This window comes from Psychromarinibacter sp. S121 (genome assembly GCF_049801035.1).
GTDB lineage: Bacteria > Pseudomonadota > Alphaproteobacteria > Rhodobacterales > Rhodobacteraceae > Psychromarinibacter.
In genome coordinates, this window is record NZ_JBNAGE010000009.1 from 52,588 (window position 1) to 73,223 (window position 20,636).

At 66.3% G+C, this 20,636-nt stretch carries 20 protein-coding genes and 2 tRNA genes; 11 read left to right on the forward strand and 11 right to left on the reverse strand.

The features are described from left to right. Nucleotides 1–25: 25 nt before the first annotated feature. From ACP156_RS24435 to ACP156_RS24455, 5 genes are all read right to left on the reverse strand, one after another. Entirely contained in the window at nt 26–598 is a 573-nt protein-coding gene (locus tag ACP156_RS24435) for a cob(I)yrinic acid a,c-diamide adenosyltransferase (RefSeq protein WP_425053967.1), read from the reverse strand. Beyond that, nucleotides 598–807, reverse strand: a complete 210-nt coding sequence (locus tag ACP156_RS24440; RefSeq protein ID WP_425053968.1) for a twin transmembrane helix small protein — start codon at nt 805–807, stop codon at nt 598–600. The genes ACP156_RS24435 and ACP156_RS24440 overlap by 1 nt, the downstream gene beginning before the upstream one ends. A gap of 81 nt (nt 808–888) precedes the next feature. Beyond that, nucleotides 889–1,722, reverse strand: a complete 834-nt coding sequence (locus ACP156_RS24445) for an SDR family NAD(P)-dependent oxidoreductase (RefSeq protein ID WP_425053969.1) — start codon at nt 1,720–1,722, stop codon at nt 889–891. 59 nt (nt 1,723–1,781) lie between these two features. Then, nucleotides 1,782–2,558 carry an SH3 domain-containing protein gene (locus tag ACP156_RS24450; protein WP_425053970.1) on the reverse strand — a complete coding sequence of 259 codons (777 nt, stop codon included), beginning with the start codon at nt 2,556–2,558 and terminating at the stop codon, nt 1,782–1,784. A gap of 160 nt (nt 2,559–2,718) precedes the next feature. Next, nucleotides 2,719–3,552, reverse strand: a complete 834-nt coding sequence (locus tag ACP156_RS24455; RefSeq protein WP_425053971.1) for an SH3 domain-containing protein — start codon at nt 3,550–3,552, stop codon at nt 2,719–2,721. 220 nt (nt 3,553–3,772) lie between these two features. On the opposite strand from ACP156_RS24455, the gene ACP156_RS24460 reads away from it, so the two are divergent. From ACP156_RS24460 to ACP156_RS24475, 4 genes are all read left to right on the forward strand, one after another. Next, nucleotides 3,773–6,070 carry a DNA topoisomerase IV subunit A gene (locus ACP156_RS24460; RefSeq protein ID WP_425053972.1) on the forward strand — a complete coding sequence of 766 codons (2,298 nt, stop codon included), beginning with the start codon at nt 3,773–3,775 and terminating at the stop codon, nt 6,068–6,070. 101 nt (nt 6,071–6,171) lie between these two features. After that, nucleotides 6,172–6,624, forward strand: a complete 453-nt coding sequence (locus ACP156_RS24465; protein ID WP_425053973.1) for a GtrA family protein — start codon at nt 6,172–6,174, stop codon at nt 6,622–6,624. A gap of 186 nt (nt 6,625–6,810) precedes the next feature. Then, nucleotides 6,811–8,541: a hypothetical protein gene (locus tag ACP156_RS24470; RefSeq protein WP_425053974.1), complete on the forward strand. Its 1,731-nt coding sequence runs from the start codon at nt 6,811–6,813 to the stop codon at nt 8,539–8,541. A 4-nt stretch (nt 8,542–8,545) separates the two neighbouring features. After that, nucleotides 8,546–9,517 carry an SUMF1/EgtB/PvdO family nonheme iron enzyme gene (locus ACP156_RS24475; RefSeq protein ID WP_425053975.1) on the forward strand — a complete coding sequence of 324 codons (972 nt, stop codon included), beginning with the start codon at nt 8,546–8,548 and terminating at the stop codon, nt 9,515–9,517. A gap of 147 nt (nt 9,518–9,664) precedes the next feature. Here the strand turns inward: ACP156_RS24475 and ACP156_RS24480 are convergent, their stop codons facing one another. Next, on the reverse strand, nt 9,665–10,453 hold the full coding sequence (locus ACP156_RS24480; protein ID WP_425053976.1) for a hypothetical protein: 789 nt from the start codon (nt 10,451–10,453) through the stop codon (nt 9,665–9,667). 516 nt (nt 10,454–10,969) lie between these two features. On the opposite strand from ACP156_RS24480, the gene ACP156_RS24485 reads away from it, so the two are divergent. The 4 genes from ACP156_RS24485 (at nt 10,970) to ACP156_RS24500 (ending at nt 14,379) form a co-directional block, all read left to right on the forward strand. Beyond that, nucleotides 10,970–11,980, forward strand: a complete 1,011-nt coding sequence (locus ACP156_RS24485; protein WP_425053977.1) for a DNA topoisomerase IB — start codon at nt 10,970–10,972, stop codon at nt 11,978–11,980. Nucleotides 11,981–12,055: 75 nt separating this feature from the next. Next, nucleotides 12,056–12,763 (forward strand): ABC transporter permease, encoded by a 708-nt coding sequence (locus ACP156_RS24490; RefSeq protein ID WP_425053978.1) that lies wholly within the window; start codon nt 12,056–12,058, stop codon nt 12,761–12,763. Next, on the forward strand, nt 12,756–13,523 hold the full coding sequence (locus tag ACP156_RS24495; RefSeq protein WP_425053979.1) for an ATP-binding cassette domain-containing protein: 768 nt from the start codon (nt 12,756–12,758) through the stop codon (nt 13,521–13,523). Before ACP156_RS24490 ends, ACP156_RS24495 begins: the two co-directional genes overlap by 8 nt. Nucleotides 13,524–13,554: 31 nt before the next feature. Then, on the forward strand, nt 13,555–14,379 hold the full coding sequence (locus tag ACP156_RS24500) for a substrate-binding domain-containing protein (protein ID WP_425053980.1): 825 nt from the start codon (nt 13,555–13,557) through the stop codon (nt 14,377–14,379). 72 nt (nt 14,380–14,451) lie between these two features. On the opposite strand, the gene ACP156_RS24505 is transcribed toward ACP156_RS24500, so the two are convergent. Further along, on the reverse strand, nt 14,452–15,315 hold the full coding sequence (locus ACP156_RS24505; protein WP_425053981.1) for a substrate-binding domain-containing protein: 864 nt from the start codon (nt 15,313–15,315) through the stop codon (nt 14,452–14,454). Nucleotides 15,316–15,403: 88 nt separating this feature from the next. Beyond that, nucleotides 15,404–15,480, reverse strand: a tRNA-Arg gene (locus ACP156_RS24510). Between the two features lie 100 nt (nt 15,481–15,580). Here ACP156_RS24510 and ACP156_RS24515 point away from each other — a divergent pair. Genes ACP156_RS24515 through rbsK form a run of 3 tightly spaced genes read left to right on the forward strand, consistent with a single transcriptional unit; the run spans nt 15,581 to nt 18,028 of the window. Beyond that, complete coding sequence (locus tag ACP156_RS24515; RefSeq protein ID WP_425053982.1) at nt 15,581–16,339, forward strand: metallophosphoesterase family protein; 759 nt, start codon at nt 15,581–15,583, stop codon at nt 16,337–16,339. Nucleotides 16,340–16,397: 58 nt separating this feature from the next. Continuing rightward, nucleotides 16,398–17,093, forward strand: a complete 696-nt coding sequence (locus tag ACP156_RS24520; RefSeq protein WP_425053983.1) for an SGNH/GDSL hydrolase family protein — start codon at nt 16,398–16,400, stop codon at nt 17,091–17,093. 14 nt (nt 17,094–17,107) lie between these two features. Further along, nucleotides 17,108–18,028 carry a ribokinase gene (gene rbsK, locus ACP156_RS24525; protein ID WP_425053984.1) on the forward strand — a complete coding sequence of 307 codons (921 nt, stop codon included), beginning with the start codon at nt 17,108–17,110 and terminating at the stop codon, nt 18,026–18,028. Nucleotides 18,029–18,174: 146 nt separating this feature from the next. Here the strand turns inward: rbsK and ACP156_RS24530 are convergent. The 3 genes from ACP156_RS24530 to tuf form a co-directional block, all read right to left on the reverse strand. Next, nucleotides 18,175–18,250 (reverse strand) — tRNA-Trp (locus ACP156_RS24530). Nucleotides 18,251–18,335: 85 nt separating this feature from the next. Beyond that, nucleotides 18,336–19,346: a zinc transporter ZntB gene (locus tag ACP156_RS24535; protein ID WP_425053985.1), complete on the reverse strand. Its 1,011-nt coding sequence runs from the start codon at nt 19,344–19,346 to the stop codon at nt 18,336–18,338. 114 nt (nt 19,347–19,460) lie between these two features. After that, nucleotides 19,461–20,636 (reverse strand): elongation factor Tu (gene tuf / locus ACP156_RS24540; RefSeq protein ID WP_425051883.1); only part of this gene is annotated, 1,176 nt, incomplete at its 5' end.

Here is a 20,636-nt window from a genome sequence, read left to right on the forward strand (position 1 = left end):
CCGCCATTTGGGATGGTAGCGCTAATCAGCGGTTTTCGCCGGGCTTCCACAGAACGTCCGCGCGGCCGTCGTCGTTGGCGATCCGGGCGGCGACGAAGAACCAGTCGGACAGGCGGTTGAGATATTTCACCGCCGCCGGGTTCACCTTCTCGCCGGTGGCAAGGTCGACCGTATGCCGTTCGGCGCGGCGCGCGACGGTGCGGCACAGGTGCAGATGCGCCGACAGCGCAGTGCCGCCGGGCAGGACGAAACTGCGCAGCGGCTCCAGCCGGGCGTTCATCGCGTCGATTTCCGCTTCCAGCCGGGTGACCTGTCCGTCGGTGACGCGCAGAGGCGTGTATTCGGCCTCGGCGTCCTTCTCCATGTCGGGGCGGCACAGGTCCGCGCCAAGGTCGAACAGGTCGTTCTGGATGCGGGCCAGTTGAGCGTCGGTGTCTTCGGGGGCGTATAGCCGCGCCATGCCGAGCGTCGCGTTCAGCTCGTCTACCGTGCCGTAGGCGGTGACGCGCGGGCTGTGTTTCGCGACGCGTTCGCCGTTGCCAAGCGCGGTGTCGCCGGCGTCGCCGGTGCGGGTGTAGATCTTGGACAGTACGACCATCAGTTGCCTCCCATGCGGCGGAAGGCCACGAAGATCAGAATGACCACCACCGCGATGGCCTGCGCCGCGACGCGATAGCGCATCAGCCGGTTGGCGTGTTTGCGGTGAAACTCGCCGCCTTTGCCGAAGCTGCCGATGCCGATCATCAGGATCACAAGCACCACCAGCACCGAGATGGCGACCAGGATGAAAAGCGGGTCCTGCCACATTTGGCGTCCTTTCGGTCAGGTCTGGCCCGCGATGTAGCCTGTCCGGGCCAAGAAACAAAACCGGCAAATTGGCGCGGGGGCTCAGGAGGCGCGGCGCACCACCCAGTCGCTGGCCCGGGTGGGAAGGATGCGGGTCAGGAACTTCGCGAAATGCGCAAGCTTGGTGATCTTGTAGCGCGGGTGCGGGCGGCGGCTTTCCAGCGCGTGAATCAGCTTGGCCGTCACGTGGCTTGCCGGCACCTCCAGCCCCGCCTGCGGGTTGTCGCCGCGCCACTTGCGCATCAGGTCCTTCTCGTAGCGGTCCCGGTGGATCGAGTTCCGCCAGTCGATCCACTTCTCGAACTGGATGCGGCCGTTGGCCCCGAACTTCGTAGTGATCAGCCCCGGCTCGATCAGCACGACGTGGATCGGCTCGCCATGCAGCTCCAGCCGCAGCGTGTCGGTCAGCCCCTCCAGCGCCCACTTGGTCGCGACATAGGCACCGCGCCACGGATAGCTGGTGTAGCCCATGACCGACGAACAGTTCACAATCCGTCCGCCGCCCTGCGCCCGCATCACCGGGATCAGGCGGCGGGTCAGGTGGTGGTATCCGATCAGGTTGGTCTGCAAAATGGCGCGCAGGGCTTCGGTCGGCAGATCCTCGACAAGCCCCGGAATACCGTAAGCGCCATTGTTGAACACCGCGTCCAGCGTGCCGCCCGTGGCGGCAAGAACCGCGTCCAGCCCGGTGTCGATCGAGACCTCGTCGTCATAGTCGATGCGCGGGCTTTCCAGCCCCTCGGCGATCAGCCGGTCGCAGTCGTCCTGCTTGCGGCACGACGCGAACACGCGCCATCCCCGCGCCTTCAGCGTATGCGCGGCGTCATAGCCGATGCCGGACGAGCAGCCGGTGATAAGAACGGATTTCTGCGCCATGCGCACAAGTCAGCTGCATCGGCACCAATGGTCAAGTCCAACGTGAGAGTATGGGACCGTTAGTTTGTCGCACCACGCTGACGGGCGAAATAGGTTGCGAGACGCGCGGGGCTGACATCGGATTCGTAGCACATCGGGGCGTAGCCACCGGGTCTCGACCAGGCGCTTCTGCCCCCACAACGCCGTCCAGCTCGATCTGTATTGTACGGACAGGGGCAAGAGCCGCTGTACGAGTTGATCGACTGCCGAATGATCTCGGCCTTGGCACGCGACACTTCCGCAGAACTCGGAGGTGCGACGGATCTTTTTGGCGGTGCAGCCGGTGTGGTAGCCGTTGTTCCGGGCAACGCAGCGGAAAGGTAGGTGCCCGACATCCAGCCTCGCCAAGGGGGTGCATCGAACTCGATCTCGACCCAGCCTCCGTCCGCATTCCCGACCACATATGTCTTTGTGCCAAATACGAGGGCTCCGATCTTTGCCGTGCTGACGGAAGGTCCCTGCCGGACGTTGACCACGGACCCCGTGACGAACCGTGCAAGCCTAAGCGTGGAAGGCGGTCTTGACGGCACGTCTGGCGTCACGACGGGCGACTCGTCGAGCTTCGGTTCCGCAAGGCCCGTGGGCGGCACTAGGGAGGGGTTGGTTGAAACCGTGCTGCCCGCTCCCGTGACCGACGCGAGTTTGTCTTCGTCAGGGGGGATGGGAAATGGCGCGGTCTCGGCGGGATAGTTGCCACTGCTGTGGGAAATCTCTGATGGGGCTTCGGGTCCTTGACCCAACTTCCCAACGATGTAGAGGAAGGCGAGTATTGCCAAAATTACGTTGAGAAATCGCATTTTGAAGAGGTCCGTGAATTATCTGTTAAGAAATCTTAACACCACGGAAGTGCATCTCCAAAATTTATTCAGGTTCACTATTTGCATCGACGCCGCGCTGGCATCTTGTCTCGAGTAGGGATGTGCCAGTTCGAAGAATTCCCGTGACCTGACGGTTATGTCACTGCTGGCTGCCCGAAAGCACGCGGGCCGGGACGAACCCCGTCTCGCCTGTGCTGATCTCGCGCACGCGCAGCCAGCCGTCGCCCATGTCGAACAGAACCTCGGTCTCGTCGCCGCGATAAAGTTGCAGGATGCGCTCGGCGGCCTCGTGCGGCGCGCTGCGCAGGATCGCGCCGTCTTCGGTGACGTACATCAGCTCTGGCCGCGCGCCGTCCAGCGCTTCGGCCAGCGCCAGCGCCACCAGTTCCGCGTCGGTTGTGGTGACGGGGGCGGGGGGCGTCTGCGTCGCGGCCACAAGCGACGGAGGAAGTACCTCGGGCCCGGCCAGCGCGGTGGCGACAGGCTCGACCGGTACAAAGCCGGTGGGGCGCGGGGCCGGTCGCGGTACCGGCACCCGGGACACGTCGAGCGTCGGGGCCGTGGCACGGTCGGGCGCGGCGTCCTCTACGCTGGTATTCGGCGCGGTGGTATAGGTCGCTTCCATCACCGGCAGGCGTTCCGCGGGGATATCGCCCAGCGGCAGGGACTCGATCGCCATCGGGATCTCGTCGGGGCTGGCGGGGTGGACGGGTTCCGGCACCGCCTCGGCAACGGGCTCGGCGCTGTCCGGGTGCGGCGTGCGGATGCGCGGCCCCTCGGGTTCCGGTTGCGCCTTGATCTCGGCCAGCAGGGCCGAAAGCTCGGCCGCCGTATGCAGCCGGTCGGGCCGCACGTCCGCCGGTTCCGGCGCGTTCGCCGTGGTGGTGGCGTCGGTCTCGGGCGCGTCTTCTCCGAAGAATAGCATCGCGCCGACGATCACGACGCCAAGCGTCGTCGATAGAAGTCTTTTCATACTGCCCGTTCCCGCGATGTGACGCTTGTTTGTTTGGTCGCGTTCTTTTCGCCGTGCCACACGGGTACCAAGCCGGACGCCGCGTGCCTAAGCAAAATGTGCCCGGGCGCGCGGCTGTGGGGCGGAATGATGCACGGATGCCATCATCGGCCGGTTCACGCAGCGGCCTTGGGGCGATCCCGCCTTGTTCCCCTGAGGCGCGAGGCGTATCACATCATCTATGAGCGATCAGTCCGACGACCCCAATATCCCGGCCCTTGCCGAGCCCCTGCGCCGCGCGATCGGCGAGCGGTACCTGACCTATGCGCTGTCGACCATCATGCACCGGGCGCTGCCCGACGCGCGTGACGGTCTGAAGCCGGTCCACCGCCGCATCATGTACGCGATGCGCGAGTTGCGCTTGTCTCCGGATGGGCGCTTCCGCAAGTCGTCGAAGATCTCGGGCGACGTGATGGGCAACTATCACCCGCACGGCGACGCGGCGATCTACGACGCGATGGCCCGTCTGGCGCAGGACTTCAACGTTCGCTATCCGCTGGTGGACGGGCAGGGCAACTTCGGCAACATCGACGGCGATAACCCGGCGGCCTCGCGTTATACCGAGGCACGGCTGACGGCCGCCGCCGAAGCGCTGATGGAAGGGCTGAACGAGGACGCCGTCGATTTCCGCGACAATTATGACGGCACGCTTCAAGAGCCCGAGGTTCTGCCGGCGTCCTTCCCGAACCTGCTGGCGAACGGCGCAAGCGGCATCGCGGTGGGCATGGCGACAAACATCCCGCCGCACAACATCGACGAGCTGTGCAACGCCTGTCTGCACCTGATCAAGACGCCGGACGCGCGGGACGACACGCTACTGAATTACGTGAAGGGCCCCGATTTCCCGACCGGCGGCGTGATCGTCGAGCCGGTGGAAAGCATGATGCAGACCTACCGCACCGGGCGCGGCGCGTTCCGCTTGCGGGCGAAGCATCACGTCGAGGATCTGGGCCGCGGCCAGTGGCAGATCGTCGTCACCGAGATTCCCTACCAGGTGCAGAAGTCCAAACTGATCGAGCGGATCGCCGAGGTCATCCAGACCAAGAAGATCCCGATCCTTGGCGACGTCCGTGACGAAAGCGCCGAGGACGTGCGCGTCGTGCTGGAACCGAAATCAAAGAACGTCGACCCGGACGTGCTGATGAACATGCTGTACCGCAACTGCGATCTCGAGGTCCGGTTCAGCCTGAACATGAACGTCCTGATCGACGGCCGCACGCCGAAGGTCTGCTCGCTGAAGGAAGTGCTGCGCGCCTTCCTCGACCACCGTCGCGAGGTTCTGCTGCGCCGCTCGCGGCACCGGCTGGCGAAGATCGATCACCGGTTGGAAGTGCTGGAAGGCTTCATCACCGCTTTCCTGAACCTCGACCGCGTCATCGACATCATCCGCTACGACGACGACCCCAAGGCCGCGCTGATGCGCGAGGACTGGTCGCGCGATTTCGTCAAGGCGATGTCCGAGGCGGACTATGTCTCGCCGCCGCCGGGCGAGGGCGAGTTGTCCGAGGTCCAGACCGACGCCATCCTGAACATGCGCCTGCGGTCGTTGCGGCGTCTGGAAGAGATGGAACTGCGGCGCGAGCGCGACGCGCTGATGGAAGAGCGCGCCGGGCTAGAGGACCTGCTGGAAAGCGATGACGTCCAGTGGTCGCGCATTTCCGACCAGATCCGCGAGACCAAAGCCCAGTTCGGCGCCAAGGCCGAGGGCGGCGCGCGGCGGACCCAGTTCGCCGAGGCCACCGAGGTCGAAGAGGTCCCGCTGGAAGCGATGATCGAGCGCGAGCCGGTGACCGTGGTCTGCTCGAAGATGGGTTGGATCCGGGCGATGAAGGGCCACATCGCGCTGGATCAGGAGCTGAAATACAAGGACGGCGACGAGGGACGGCATATATTCCATGCCGAGACCACCGACCGCCTGCTGGTGTTTGGCTCGAACGGGCGGTTCTATACGCTGTCCGTCTCGAACCTGCCCGGCGGTCGCGGCATGGGTGAACCCGTGCGCCTGATGGTCGACCTGCCGAACGAGGCAGAGATCGTCGAACTGTTCATCCTGAACCCCGAAAGCAAGCTGCTGGTCGCGTCGAGCGCCGGCGACGGTTTCATCGTGCCGCAGTCCGAAGTCGTGGCGCAGACCCGTTCGGGTAAGCAGGTGCTGAACGTCCGGGGCGACGTGAAGGCCAAGATCTGCCGCAAGGTGACGGGCGATCACGTGGCCTGCGTGGGCGAGAACCGCAAGGTGCTGGTCTTCCCGCTGGACGAACTGCCCGAGATGGGTCGCGGCAAAGGTGTTCGCCTGCAGAAGTACAAGGACGGCGGACTGTCCGACCTGACGACCTTCACGCTGGCCGAGGGCCTTAGCTGGCTCGACCCGGCGGGACGGACGCGGACGGAGAGCGACCTGACCGAGTGGCTGGGCAAGCGGGCCGGATCGGGCCGTATGGCGCCGCGCGGCTTCCCGAGGGACAATACCTTCACCTGAGCGCCGCGCTTTTGCCGTCTTCGGCCCGGACACTCCGGGCCGATGAATGGCCCGCGCCGTGCGGGGTATGACGACGGACGTCAGAAAGGCCCGGATTCGACGTGAAACTGCGCACACTGGTCTTCCGCTACGCGTTGTTCGCGGTGATCGCGACGCTCGCCAATCTTGGCGCGCAGCGCGTCGTGTTGTCGTTCCGTGAAGACGGCGCGGCTTTGCTGGTGGCCATCGCCGTCGGCACCGGTGTCGGGCTGGTGGTCAAGTACCTGTTGGACAAGCGCTGGATCTTCCTCGACGCCTCGACCGGCGCGCGGGCGCACGGCAAGCGGTTCAGCCGCTACACGCTGACCGGCGTATTCACGACGGCGATCTTCTGGGGCATGGAAACCGTGTTCTGGATGATCTGGCAGACCGACCTGATGCGCGAGCTGGGTGCGGTGTTCGGGCTTGCGATCGGCTATGTCGTCAAGTTCCAGCTCGACAAGCGGTTCGTCTTCGAATCTGTCGCGGCGCCGCCCGCCCAAGCCGGCACCGTGGCGGCGGAGCAGGCACGATGAGCGCGTGGCCAAATCGCAACGCCTGCTGCCAATCCTTCGGGCGAAGCCATGCTGGCCGATCACAATTAAACTGGGTCCGCTTTACCCGACTTCCCCGTAAGCGGAAAATTTCCTACCACCTGCCACACCCCCCGGAACGGCGGCCCCATGGGAAGGGTGAGTCGCGGGAACGAGGAGCATAGAGACTTGAAGAAACGCATTTTTGACCGCGCCCTTTTCCGGCTTGTGGGCCCCGCGATGGCGACGGTGCTTGCGGGGTCGGCTGCGCATGCGCTGGACATCGAGGATCGGCTGGCGCAGCTGCGCGCCGCCTACGATGCCGAGACAGCGAAGAATATCATCGAGATTCAGCCCTACCGGTTCGAGCAGACCGTGACCCTGCCGGACGACGGCACTCCGGTGACGCTTGTCTCGCTGAACCCGAACATCAACAGCTGGTTCCTGCTGGGCATCGGCGACACCCGCCGCACGTGGTTCCACCTGGAGAACCCGGCACCGAACGACCGCGCCGTGTTGCTGGAAGACGGTCCCGAAGGTCCGGCGCTGCTGATCACCGAGGGTGTGAAAACCTTCCGCTGCACCCCTTGGGCGGGCAACCCGTCGATGCTGGGCGATGCAAGCCGCGCCAACCTGCCGTACTCGCCGGTTTGCGGCGACCGTCTGTACCTGCGCGTGAAGACCAGCGGCTCTTATTCCAGCCTCGAGGCGACCTCGCAGTTCCTGCGCGATCACGTCTGGGGCGGCGATGCGCTGGTGACGTGGGTCAAGGCGACCTTCAACAAGGACAAGTACGCGCTGCTGGACGAAGGTCTTGGCACCGGCAAAAGCGAGACTCCGGTCGCCGGTCCGATCCCCGCCAACGTGCGCTACCCCGAGGACGCGCGCCCTTTGATGGCGGCCTATCACACCATCAAGCTTGAGGGCGCCGAGTCCGGCATGGCCGCGGGTTCGTGGTACCCGGTGCAGGGGCAGGCCGGCGTCTATGTCTCGGCGCTGTCGCCGGGCTATATCGCGCCCGAGGTGTTCGACGTGCCCGGCGCGAACTGGCTGGACGGTGTCGAGAGCCGGGCGATCAACTATTTCGTCGCCTTCGAACTGGACCGCTTCGACCTTGGTTTTGCGCGTGGCACCGACCACCCGCGTCTGGACTGGTCGCCGCGCCCGCCGCACTACATGCGGCCCTACGGGATGCCGGGACCGGACGGTTTCGCCACGGAAGCGCCGCTTGTGTCGCTGGGCATGGTGCCGCCCTACCTGACCGACAAGGTCACCGCGGCCTTCACAGCCGGGTTCAAGCGCCAGCACGGCGCGTTCCGCAGCGGCGCGCTGCGCGACCAGAACTATGGCTCGCACTACGGCTTCCTTGAACACGGCGTGATCTACTCGAAGATCTGGCCGGGCCTGTCGACGGTCTACGTCACGCAGGACGGCGAGATCGGCATGAAGACCTGGACCGAAGAGGACAACGAGAACCTCGCCAGCATGCGCTTCGTCCGCCAGAACGGCGTGCCGCTGGTCGAGGATGGCCGGCCCGGTGCGCTGGTGACCCAGTGGGGGCCGGGCAACTGGTCGGGCTCTGCCAACGCGGACCTGCGGACCCTACGCGGCGGCGCCTGCCTGATGAAGTCCGAGAACACCAATTACCTTGTGTACGGCTACTTCTCGACCGCGACCCCGTCCGGCATGGCTCGCAGCTTCCAGGCTTATGGCTGCGACTACGCCATGCTGCTGGACATGAACGCGCTGGAGCACACGTATCTCGGGCTTTACTCGTTCAACGACGCCGGTCAGATCCAGGTCGACCACATCATGCGCGGCATGGGCAACCTCGACAAAAGCGGGTCCAACGGCGTGATCCCGCGGTTCATCGGGTATCCCGACAACCGCGATGTCTTCTATCTCGTTCGCAAGGAGTAACGGCATGATCCGGGCATTCGCGCTTTCGGTCGGGCTCGTGGCGCTGGCCGCGGGCGTGGAGGCACAGTCGCTGCAGCAGAACAACGAGGTTCTGTTTCGGCAGATCCAGCAGGTCCACCGCATCTCGGCGGGCCAGCTGAACCGGATCCGCGAGATCTTCGCGCGGTCGGGCTGGATGGGGCAGGGCAACCCCGGCCCGACGCGGCACCCGATGTCGCCGGAACAATGTGCAGCACGGGTCGGCGGGACTGCCGTCTACAACAACCCCCGGTTCGAGGCGATCTGCGGCGCCAAGTACATGGCGCCGCTGTATGACCCGCGCACGCAGACGCCGGAACAGGCGACCGCCTGCATCGACCAGTTCGAGTTCCCGAACATGCCCTGTACTTACCCCGTGACATGGGTGCGCGCGAACGAGGCGGCCGAGATCTGCTCTGCCATGGGCAAGCGTCTGTGCGACGCCCACGAATGGGAAGGCGCCTGCGCCGGTGCGCTGACGCCGCCCGATTACCCGTTCGGCGCGGGATCGGTGGCCGCGATGCGGTCGATCCACAACAACCGCTACGCCGGGTCGAAAAGCTGGGCCTACGGCCCGAACTTCCGCACCGGCGTCTGCGGTCAGGATTCGAACAAAAGCGCGGGCTGCAACGGCGGCGACTTCAACGCCTGCGGCACGAACACGTACCCTGCGGGGGCGTTCCCGGGCTGCACCAGCGGGCTGAAGGTATACGACCTGCACGGCAACGCGGCCGAGCATATGAACCTGCCGATGAACCCCAGCCAGATGTCGTCGAACGGCAGCCGCACGCTGGGTGTGACCGAGATGAAGGGCAGCTGGTTCATCTGGGACAAGTACCGCGCCCACGAGGACTGGTGCCGCTGGCGCGCGCCCTACTGGCACGGCACGAACGTGATGAACACGTCCAGCCACCGGAACTATCACCTTGGCTTCCGCTGCTGTTCCACAGTGAACTGAGGTGAACTGATCGTCCATGGCGGCCGGGGCGTTGCCCTTTGGCCGTCAGCGGCGCTCGGTCAATACCCGGACCCTGAAAGTGGAACCGCCCGCGGCCGTTTTCGGCGCGCGGGCGGTTCCGTCCCTCGTGTTTTTCTTATTCCGTGACTAGCGGTAAAGCGTCGCCATCAGATTGCGGACATTCTGCATCGGCCCTTCGGTGCCGGTGACGATGCCCGCGATGTCGTCATCCTGCATCACCTTGTCCAGCGCGACCGGGCGGCCGTTCAGGAACGCGATGCGGCTGACAAGCCGGATGCCGTGGCTGTAGTCGGCGTATTCCTCGCCGTGCACAAGGCTGAGCGGCTGGATCGGGCTGCCGTTCGAGCGGTGCCAGCCGTAGATCGCGACGCGACCGGGCTGCTTGCGCAGACGCTCGGAGATCACGAGATCCTTCTTGATCCCTGCGATCAGCGCGGCCGGGTGCAGACCCAGCGGACCGGCCTGACCTTCCACGGTGTTGTTGTGCCGTGCGAAGTAGCTGGTGGTCGTCATCGCCGCGCCCGGTTCCATCGGGTTCGGGGCAAGACGCACCTCTGCCTGTTCATAGATCGTATCGACCATTGCGGGCGTCGGAAGGATGAAACCCATCTGGTCCGCAATCCGGGCCGCCGACGCCATGCCCAGCGGAACGCGGACATAATCGCTGTCGTCACCCACCGCGAGGTAATCCGGCGTCACGCAGATGGTGATGTCCAGCTGCCGCCCGTTCACCACACCGGTCATCGTCACAGGGACGAGATCGCGCATGAACTCGGGCATGTTGCCGCCCAGAATTTCGCGTTCGAGAACGGCGTCACGTTCGACGCCGCTCATGTTCATCACCGACCGGATCACCTCGGAACCGCCCTGAGAGCTGTTCCGGCGCACCGGCATCATCTTGGTGAGTTTCTGCATGCAAAGCCCATGCCCGCTGCCGGCCACTGCCGGCGCTGTGACTGCCAGCGACAATGCAATCGCCAGCGAGCCCAGGAGTCCTAGCCTCGTCATCCCCTACGTGCCTTCTGTCCCAACAAACCGCGTCCAGTTCCCGCAACACCGCCCCGTCCGGATGTCCCCACATCCGTCAAAGCGTTTCGATGTCCCACGGGCTGATTGGACGCCTCGTTCCGTATGCAACCAGAAGGCGCTTGTAGGGCAGTTATGTCAAGTTTGTGTAAATCCGCTTGGCGAGAATCCGCCCGACCAATGGCGGGCGATTGCCTTTATTAACAAGGGTTGCGGCGGTTTTCGGGGTTGCGCCGGGCGGTCGCCTGTCGGGTGACCGCGGTGGGAATCGGAACGGTTTGGGGCGCTTTTGCGTTGAGTCGGGTCCGCAATTGTGTGGCGGGCGTGTCACGGGTGGAGGCCGAAAATGCCCCGGATTCCAAACAGTAAGATGCTGCGCTGCAACATGGATCGCGGGGGCGCGCGATGACCGGACCGATTCCCCGGAAGGCCGGTTTGCCGGATGCCGGCGCGGGGCTTTGCTATTTCCCCGACGACCGCCCCGGAATCAGCCGCATCCGGCGCGGGACGGGCTTCAGCTACCGTTCTCCGGACGGCACGACGATCCGCGATACCGCGGAACGAAAGCGAATCGCCCTGATCGCGGTGCCGCCCGCCTATGAAAAGGTCTGGATATCGCCGCTGCCCAATGGCCATCTGCAAGCCACGGGCCGGGATGCGCGCGGGCGAAAGCAGTACCGATACCACCCCGACTGGACAGCCCAGCGGTCCGCCCGGAAATACGCGCAGCTTGCGGCTTTCGGAGAAACGCTGCCCCGGCTGCGCGCCCGGATTGCCGACGGCCTTCGCGCCAAGCCCGGCTCTCAGGAACTTGCGGTGGCGGCGGTGCTGGCGTTGCTGGACCGCGCTGCGATCCGGGTCGGCGGGGTCGACTATGCCCGCGAGAACGAAAGCTACGGCGCGACCACGCTGCTGCCGGATCACGTCAAGTTCGGCAAGGATGGCGTGACGCTGGACTTCCCCGGCAAGGGCGGCACCCAGATCACCTGCCGCCTGCATGGCAAGCGGCTCGAACGCGCGCTGCACAAGGTGCAGGATCTGGCGGGGGCCGAACTGATTTCGTGGGTCGACGACGACGGCGAACCGCGCGGCGTCCGGTCCGAACAGGTGAACGCGATGATCGCCGAGGTGTGCGGCGAGGGGATGACGGCCAAGACCTTCCGGACGTGGAACGGGACCCATGCCGCCTTTTCCTGCGCCTGCCGGCTGGAAGAGCCGAAGATCGCGGACCTGACCGAGGCCGCGGCAGAGCGCTTGGGCAATACGCCGGCCATCGCGCGTACAAGCTATGTCCACCCCGAGGTAATCGCGCTGGCCGGGGCCGAAGATCGCGCGCGGCGGATTTCGCGGCTGAAACCAGAGCCACGGCACGGTCTGAAGGCCGGAGAAGCAGAGCTGATCGCGTTTTTGGGCTGACAACGGTCAAGAACGTAGTGGATTATCCTGCATTCTTGTGCTTTTCTTCCCGCAAGTGGGGAGAAAGCACAACTTATGAGCCCGGACGGCAGCATTCTGGCACAGGCGATTGGCCTGATCCTTGCTTGGGATCCGGCGCTGGCCGAAATCATCGCGCTGTCGCTGCGCGTCACCCTTACCGCCGTCATCCTGTCTTGCGTGATCGGGCTTCCGCTGGGGGCCGCGGTCGGTGCGTTCCGCTTTCCGGGGCGCGCCGTGCTTGCGGTCATCATGAACGCGCTGATGGGCCTGCCGCCCGTGGTGGTCGGCCTTGTCGTCTACCTGATGCTGTCGGCTTCCGGGCCGCTGGGCGTCCTGCAACTGCTTTATACCCCGACGGCGATGATCATCGCCCAGACGATCCTTGTGACCCCGATCGTCGCCGCGCTGACGCGGCAGACGGTCGAGGACCTGTCGCAGGAATATTCCGAACAGTTCGCCTCGCTGGGCGTCGGACCGCTGGCGCGGGTCGGCGCGCTGTTGTGGGATGCGCGGTACAGCCTGCTGACCGTGGCGCTGGCCGGGTTTGGCCGCGCCGTGGCCGAGGTGGGCGCGGTGATCATCGTGGGCGGCAACATCAACCACGTCACGCGGGTGATGACGACGACGATCGCGCTGGAGACCTCGAAGGGAAACCTCGAACTGGCGCTGGCGCTGGGCGTCGTGCTGCTGGCGCTTGCGCTGGCGGTGAACGCGATGGTGATGGCGATCCGCGCGTCGGCGGGAAGGACCGTGTATGCTTGAGCTCGTTCACAGCCGCACGCTTGAAGAAGAGACTCCTGTGCCCGCGCCAATCCTGACGGCCCGTGGCGTAAGTTATGATGCTGGCGGGCGCAGGCTGGTCTCGGACGTGACCGCGAACATCCGGCCCGGGCGACGCACGATGGTGATGGGCGCGAACGGGGCGGGCAAAAGCCTGTTCCTGCGCCTGATGCACGGGTTGATCCAGCCAGCGGACGGCGAGGTGCTGTGGCAGGGCCGCCCGCTTGACCGCGCCGCGCGCCGCGCGCAGGCGATGGTGTTCCAGCGGCCGGTGATGTTGCGGCGGACGGTGCTGGGCAACCTGCGGTTCGCGCTGGGCGTCCGCGGCATCCGCGGCAGCGAACGCGCCCTTCGGGTGGCCGAGGCGCTGGACCGCGCGCGGCTGACCGACATGGCCTACAGACCCGCCCGCGTCCTGTCGGGCGGCGAACAGCAGCGTCTTGCCATCGCCCGCGCCCTGGCGACCGCGCCCGAGGTGCTGTTCCTTGACGAGCCCACCGCCAGCCTTGACCCGGCCTCGACCCACGCGGTCGAGGAACTGGTGAACGCCGCTCATGCGGCGGGCGTTGCCATCGTCATGATCACCCACGACGCCGGCCAGGCCCGCCGGTTGGGGGATGACGTGATCTTCATGCACAACGGCCGCGTCGCAGAAACCGGGCCCGCCGCCCGCGTGCTGGACGCGCCCCGGTCCGAGGCAGCGCAGGCGTGGCTCGACGGGCGGTTGTGCCTGTCCGACTGACCTTATCCAGAGACTCGAGGGAGACTTCCTAATGTTCAGACGCGCGTTTCTCGGCCTTGCCGCCGCGCTTGCCTTCGGTGCGCCCGCGCTGGCGGCAGACGATTTCATCGTCGTTCAATCGACCACTTCGACCCAGAACTCGGGTCTGTTCGACTACCTGTTGCCGATCTTCACCGACAAGACCGGGATCGAGGTGCGCGTCGTGGCCGTCGGCACCGGGCAGGCGATCAAGAACGCCGCGAACGGTGATGGCGACGTGCTGTTCGTCCACGCCAAGCCGGCGGAAGAGAAATTCGTCGCCGATGGCGACGGGGTCGAGCGGTTCGACGTGATGTACAACGACTTCGTCATTGTCGGTCCGGCCAGCGACCCGGCGGGCGTCGGGGGCATGTCCGACGTGACCGCCGCGCTTGAGATGATTGCCGAGGCCGAGGCGCCCTTCGCCTCGCGGGGGGACGACAGCGGCACCCACAAGGCCGAACTGCGCCTGTGGGGCGAGACGGATGTCGATGTCAGCGCGGCGTCGGGCGGCTGGTATCGCGAAACCGGGTCGGGCATGGGCGCGACCCTGAACGCGGGTCTGGGCATGGGCGCCTACGTCCTGACCGACCGCGCCACCTGGATCGCATTCGGCAACAAGGGTGACCACGAGATCCAGGTCGAGGGCGACGAGAAGATGTTCAACCAGTACGGCATCATCCTCGTGAGCCCCGAGGCGCACCCGAACGTCAAAGCGGATCTGGGCCAGCAGTTCGTGGACTGGATAATCTCGACCGAGGGGCAGGACGCCATTGCTGCCTACACGGTCGATGGGCAGCAGCTTTTCTTCCCCAACGCTGATCCCAGCGCGATGTAAGGGTTGCTGTCCGAACTGCCCCGGCGCGTCGTCCTTACCGGCGCGCCGGGGTTTTTTATGCGGTGGGACACGTCAGCGCGACAGCCACCGCACCTCGCCCGCAGCGCCGACGTCGTAGCCGCCCAAAGCCTCTGCCTTGGCGCGGAAAGCATCCGTCCGGGTGAAGGCCATCAAACGCTGGAACGGCGGCGTGAACCACGCGCGGCGGTCGATCAGAAGGTCGAAACGCTCGTCGACCAACGGCACGAACCCCAGCCCGAACTGACGCGCCATCGCGCCGATCCCAAGCGCCGCCTCTGCCTCGCCCGCCGCGACGGCGGCTGCCGCGTCGCTTTCGGTGCGGGCGACCGTGCCCGACGCCAACACGTCGTCGCGTGTCATCCCGGCGTCCTTCAGCAGACGTCCAAGCAGCGCCGCCGCCCCGGCGCCTTCCTGCCGCAGGGCCATCCGGCGGCCCTTGAGGTCGGCGAAGCCCTGCACGTCCCGATCCAGCCCATCCGCCAGCAGGATGCCCCGCGCCCGCGTGGCCCAGCCGATCAGAACGCAGCCGCCCAGCCCGCGCGCCGTGACGGTGGCGATGTTCCAGCCGTCGTCCTCGGGAACGTGCATCCCAGCGGCGGCAGACTGACCGGCTGCGAAACGCTCCAGCCCGTCAAGGCTGCCATCGGTCAAGGTCGCCAGCCCGGCGCCGCTTTCGCGTATCGCCCAGTCCAGCAGCGGATCGTGCGAGCCGGCCACCACGTCCGGGCGGATGCCGGGCGCGCCGCCGTCGCCGCCCTCGATCCAGGCGTGGATCTCTTCGGCGGGGAACAGCAGCTTGCCGGTGATGCGCCGGTGCGGGATCTCGTCCGCTGCGGCGAGGTCGTAGACCTTGCGCTCGCGCACCCGCAGCAGTTCAGCCACTTCCTTGGTCGTCAGGTATCGCGGCTGGTCCATTTCGGGCATCTGTCGGGGTAACTTCGTGCGGTGGAGTGGACAGGATGACCCGCTGCGACCCGGACGGCAAGAGCGCGCCGTGTCAACGTGGTGACCCCGGCAGGATTCGAACCTGCAACCTGCCCCTTAGGAGGGGGCTGCTCTATCCAGTTGAGCCACGGGGCCACGCAGTCAGCGTGATAGTCCAGTCGCTGTCGCCTGTCATCCGTAAACTCCCCGCAAATTGCCACCTGCGCGCGGGTGCGGCGGATGATACGGTGCGCGCATGAGCCTGTTGCGAAAACTCTTTGGCGGGCGTCCGGCGACGCAGGGTGCGTCCGGTGACGCCTTTCCGCCCCCGGTGCCGGACCAGACGTTTTACGCCATCGGCGACATCCACGGCTGTGCCGAAAAGCTGCGCGCATTGGTCGACCACGTGAACGCGGAAGACCCCCACGCGCCCCTGATCTGCGTCGGCGACTACGTCGACCGGGGCGAGCAGTCGGCCGAGGTGCTGCGGCTGCTGATGCGGCTTCCCGACACCCGGCCCGGGCCCGTGGTGTGCCTTGCCGGGAACCACGAGGCGATGCTGCTGGACGTGCTGGACGATCCGCAACGGAGCGGCAGCCGCTGGCTGCGGCACGGCGGGCTTCAGACACTGGCCAGCTTCGGTGTCGCTCCGGGCGGGTCGGAGGACCGCACGGCGATGGCGGCGCGGCTGCGCGAGGAGATGGGCGACGAGATGCTGGCGTGGCTGCGGGCCCTGCCGGGCTGGTGGCAAAGCGGCAATGTCGCGGTGGTGCACGCGGCGGCCGACCCGTGGCTGCCGATCGAGGCGCAGGCGGACAGTACGCTGATGTGGGGCCATCCCGATTTTCGCCGCATGGCCCGCACCGACGGGGTCTGGATCGTGCATGGTCACACGATCACCGAGCAGCCCTATATCAGCGGCGGCTGCATCGGCATCGACACCGGCGCCTACACCGGCGGGCCGCTGACGCTGGCGCGGATCTCGGCGGACGGGGTGACGTTCGAGGGCGTCTGAGCCAACCACGGGGCAAGGATGTGCTGCGCATGGACAGCGGCCTTCGCGCTGGTCTAACGTGCGCCGGGCAGGTGGGGGCACATCCGCCAAGGGGGAGGACGGGACGCTGACGGACCGCACGATACTTTGCTTCGGCGACAGCAACACGCATGGCACCCAGGCGCTTCGGTTCCTCAACGATCGCCGGCGTCACGCGAAGCCTGCCCGCTGGCCCACGGTGATGGCCGAAACGCTTGGCGACGGCTGGGACGTGATCGCCGAGGGGCATCCGGGCCGCACCGCCGTCTTCGACGATCCCATCGAGGGCGAGCACAAGAACGGCATCCGCGCGCTGCCCGCGCTGCTGGAAACGCATCTGCCGCTGGACCTTGTGATCGTGATGCTGGGCACCAACGACACCAAGACCCGCTTCTCGGCCACGGCGTTCGATATCGCCAAGGGGCTGGAGCGGATCGCGAAGACGATCCTTGCCTCGGACGCGGGTCCGGACGGCAGCGCGCCCAAGGTGCTTCTGGCCGCGCCGGTGCCGGTGATCGAGGTCGGACCCATCGCGCCGATGTTCGTCGGCGCACAGGCAAAGTCGGCAGACCTTGCAGAACATCTTCAAGCCGCCGCCGGGCGGCTGGGGGCGGGGTTCATCGACCTCGCGCCCGTCGCACAGGCCGATCCGGTGGACGGCGTGCATCTCACGGCAGAGGCGCAGGCCGCCATCGGGCGCGCCATGGCCGGTGCCGTGCAACAGCTATTTTCCTGAGGAGTGAAACCACAGTGAGCGCACCTATCGTGATCCTCGGCGTCTTCGTCGCCGACACCGCCTATCGCGCCGACCGGATGCCGAAGATGGGCGAGACCATCATGGGCAACAGCTTCAAGCTGGGGCCGGGGGGCAAGGGCTCGAACCAGTCGGTCGCGGCGGCGAAAGCGGGCGGCGACGTGCGGATGATCACCCGGCTGGGCAAGGACGCCTTCGCCGACATCGCGTTGGCGACATGGTCCGAGGCCGGCGTGGTGCCCGAGATCGAGCAGACCGAGGACAGCTATACCGGCGCGGCCTACATCTTCATCGAGGAATCGACCGGCAACAACGCGATCATCATCTCGCCGGGTGCGGCGGGAACCATCGACGTTCCCTTCGTCGAGCGGCAGGCGGACCTGATCCGGGGTGCTTCTGTCTTCATGACGCAGCTGGAACAGCCGATGCCGGCGGCCGTGCGGGCGCTTGAGATCGCGCGCGAAGGCTCGGGCGTCACGATCCTGAACCCGGCGCCCGCGGCGGAGTTGCCCGAGGGCATGCTGGCGCTGTGCGACTACGTCACGCCGAACGAATCCGAAGCCGAGAGCATCACCGGCCTGCCGGTCTCGACCGTCGAGGAAGCGCAGGCGGCGGCGGAGATCCTGCTGGCGCGCGGCGCGAAGGCCGCGATCATCACGCTGGGCGAGAAGGGCGCGCTGTACCACGACGCAACCCGCTCGGAACACGTGCCGCCGTTCTCTGCCGGAGCGGTTGTGGAAACGACCGGCGCGGGCGACGCGTTCAACGGCGCATTCGCCGCGGCGCTGGCCGAGGGAATGGACCCGGTTGATGCAGTGCGCTTTGGCTGCGCCTGCGCTGCGATCTCGGTCACGCGTCCGGGCACTGCGCCCTCGATGCCGGCGCGGGCGGAGATCGACGCGCTGCTGGCGGGCTGACGCGGTCCTGGAGACGGGCGATTGGGGGCTCTGCCCCCGTCGCACCGTTGGTGCGACTCCCCCGAGGTATTTGGAAAGAGAAGAAGCGGCATGTGCGCCCGCCGGGAGGCGGCGCTTGTGTGTTCACGCTGCGTGGAGGATTGGCCTGGCAGGGGCGGAGGGGCTCGAACCCCCGACCCTCGGTTTTGGAGACCGATGCTCTACCAACTGAGCTACACCCCTAGGCCGGCCTGCTGGGTACGCATTCCCACGGACAAACGCAAGAGCAATCAGGGGGCTGGGCGGGGAAATATGGCCCGGTGGCGCGTCAGGGGTCCTTGCGGCGCCAGCGGCCCGGGACGTTGACCCAGCGCATGCGCCACAGCACCAGGAGTTGCAGCACCAGCACCACGCAGAGGGCGGCGGAGAATTCCCAGAAAGCGCCGCCATCTTCGGACCCCGGTATGCCGCCGAGGTTCACGCCCAGAAGGCCCGTCAGGAAGCTGAGCGGCAGGAACACGGCCGAAATCACCGACAGGATGTAAAGGTTGCGGTTCAGCCGGTCGGAATGCGCGCTGGCGATCTCGTCTCGGGCGACGATCAGGCGTTCGGCAAGACCTTCGAGATCCTCGACGGTGCGGGTCAGCGCGTCCTGCGATTCGGCGATCTCAAGCCGGGCCTCTCCTTCGATGAAACTCAGCCGCTCGGCCGCCAGCAGCCCCAGAGCGTCGCGCTGCGGGCGCAAATAGCGGCGCAGGTCGACGAGTTCCTGCCGGATGTCGGTGATCTGCGGGCGCAGGGTGCCGGGGTCGGCGGCGTCGGACAGCACCGCCTGCTCGATCCGTTCGCCATCGTCGTCCAGCACGTCCACGCGATCGATGATCCGGGCGTTCAGGCGGGCGACGATATCGGCGAGGAAGGTGCCCGCGTCCTGCGGCCCGTCCCCGGCGGCCACGGTCTCGCGCAGTTCGCGGACCGAAGCGAGCTGGCGCAGGGACAGGGTGACGATGCGGGCGGGGTCGATCCAGATGCGGAGCGAGACCATGTCCTCGGGTTCGGCGCCGGGGTTGGTGTTGACGCCGCGCAGGAAGATCATCGCGCCGTCGCCGTGAAAGCTGACGCGGGGCCGGGTGGCGTCGGCGACCAGCGCGTGACGCACGGCCACGGGAAGATAGGCCATATGGGCCTCGATCCACGCGGCGGCGCCGGGATCGCCGGCGTTCATGTGGACCCATGCCAGTTCCGGCGATTCGAGAGAGTCCGCTATCGCCTGACCGGTCAGTTCCGCACCGGGGGTGGCGCCGTTGAGGCTGTGGGCGAAAAGGATGTGGTCACTCATGGTCGGTCACTCGTCTGCGTTGCGGCTGAACCTAGCGCCCTGCGCCGGGGGCGCAAAAGAAAACGGCCCGCGCGAGGGGCGCGGGCCGTTTCCGGAAGTTCTGGAAGCGATCGATTACTCGATGATTTCCGACACGACGCCGGCGCCGACGGTGCGGCCGCCTTCACGGATGGCGAAGCGCAGGCCGTTTTCCATCGCGATCGGCGCGATCAGTTCAACCGTGAACGACACGTTGTCGCCCGGCATCACCATCTCGGTGCCGTCGGCCAGGGTCACGGTGCCGGTCACGTCCGTGGTCCGGAAGTAGAACTGCGGACGGTAGTTCGCGAAGAACGGGGTGTGACGGCCACCTTCCTCTTTGGTGAGGATGTAGGCCTCGGCCTTGAACTTCGTGTGCGGCTTCACCGAACCCGGCTTGCAGAGAACCTGGCCACGCTCGACGCCTTCACGGTCGATACCGCGCAGCAGCGCGCCGATGTTGTCGCCGGCTTCACCGCGATCCAGCAGCTTGCGGAACATTTCCACGCCGGTGCAGGTCGTCTTCTTGGTGTCCTTGATGCCGACGATTTCCAGTTCGTCGCCCACGTTCACCACGCCACGCTCGACACGGCCGGTCACAACGGTACCGCGGCCCGAGATCGAGAACACGTCTTCGATCGGCATCAGGAACGGCTGGTCCACAGCACGCTCGGGGGTCGGGATGTACTCATCGACGGCGGCGAGAAGTTCCTTGATCTTCTCTTCACCGATCTCCGGGTTGTCGCCGTTCATGGCGGCCAGAGCCGAACCCGCGATGATCGGAATGTCGTCGCCCGGGAACTCGTACGAGCTCAGCAGTTCGCGAACTTCCATCTCGACCAGCTCGAGCAGTTCCTCGTCGTCCACCTGGTCGACCTTGTTCAGGAACACGACCAGCGCCGGAACGCCGACCTGACGGGCCAGCAGGATGTGCTCGCGCGTCTGCGGCATCGGGCCGTCAGCGGCGTTCACGACCAGGATCGCGCCGTCCATCTGGGCGGCACCGGTGATCATGTTCTTCACGTAGTCGGCGTGGCCGGGGCAGTCGACGTGTGCGTAGTGACGGTTCTCGGTCTCGTATTCCACGTGAGCGGTCGAGATCGTGATGCCGCGGGCCTTCTCTTCCGGCGCGCCGTCGATCTGGTCATACGCACGGAAGTCACCGAAGTACTTCGTGATGGCCGCCGTCAGCGTCGTCTTGCCATGGTCAACGTGGCCAATCGTGCCGATGTTGACGTGCGGTTTGTTACGTTCAAACTTTTCCTTAGCCAT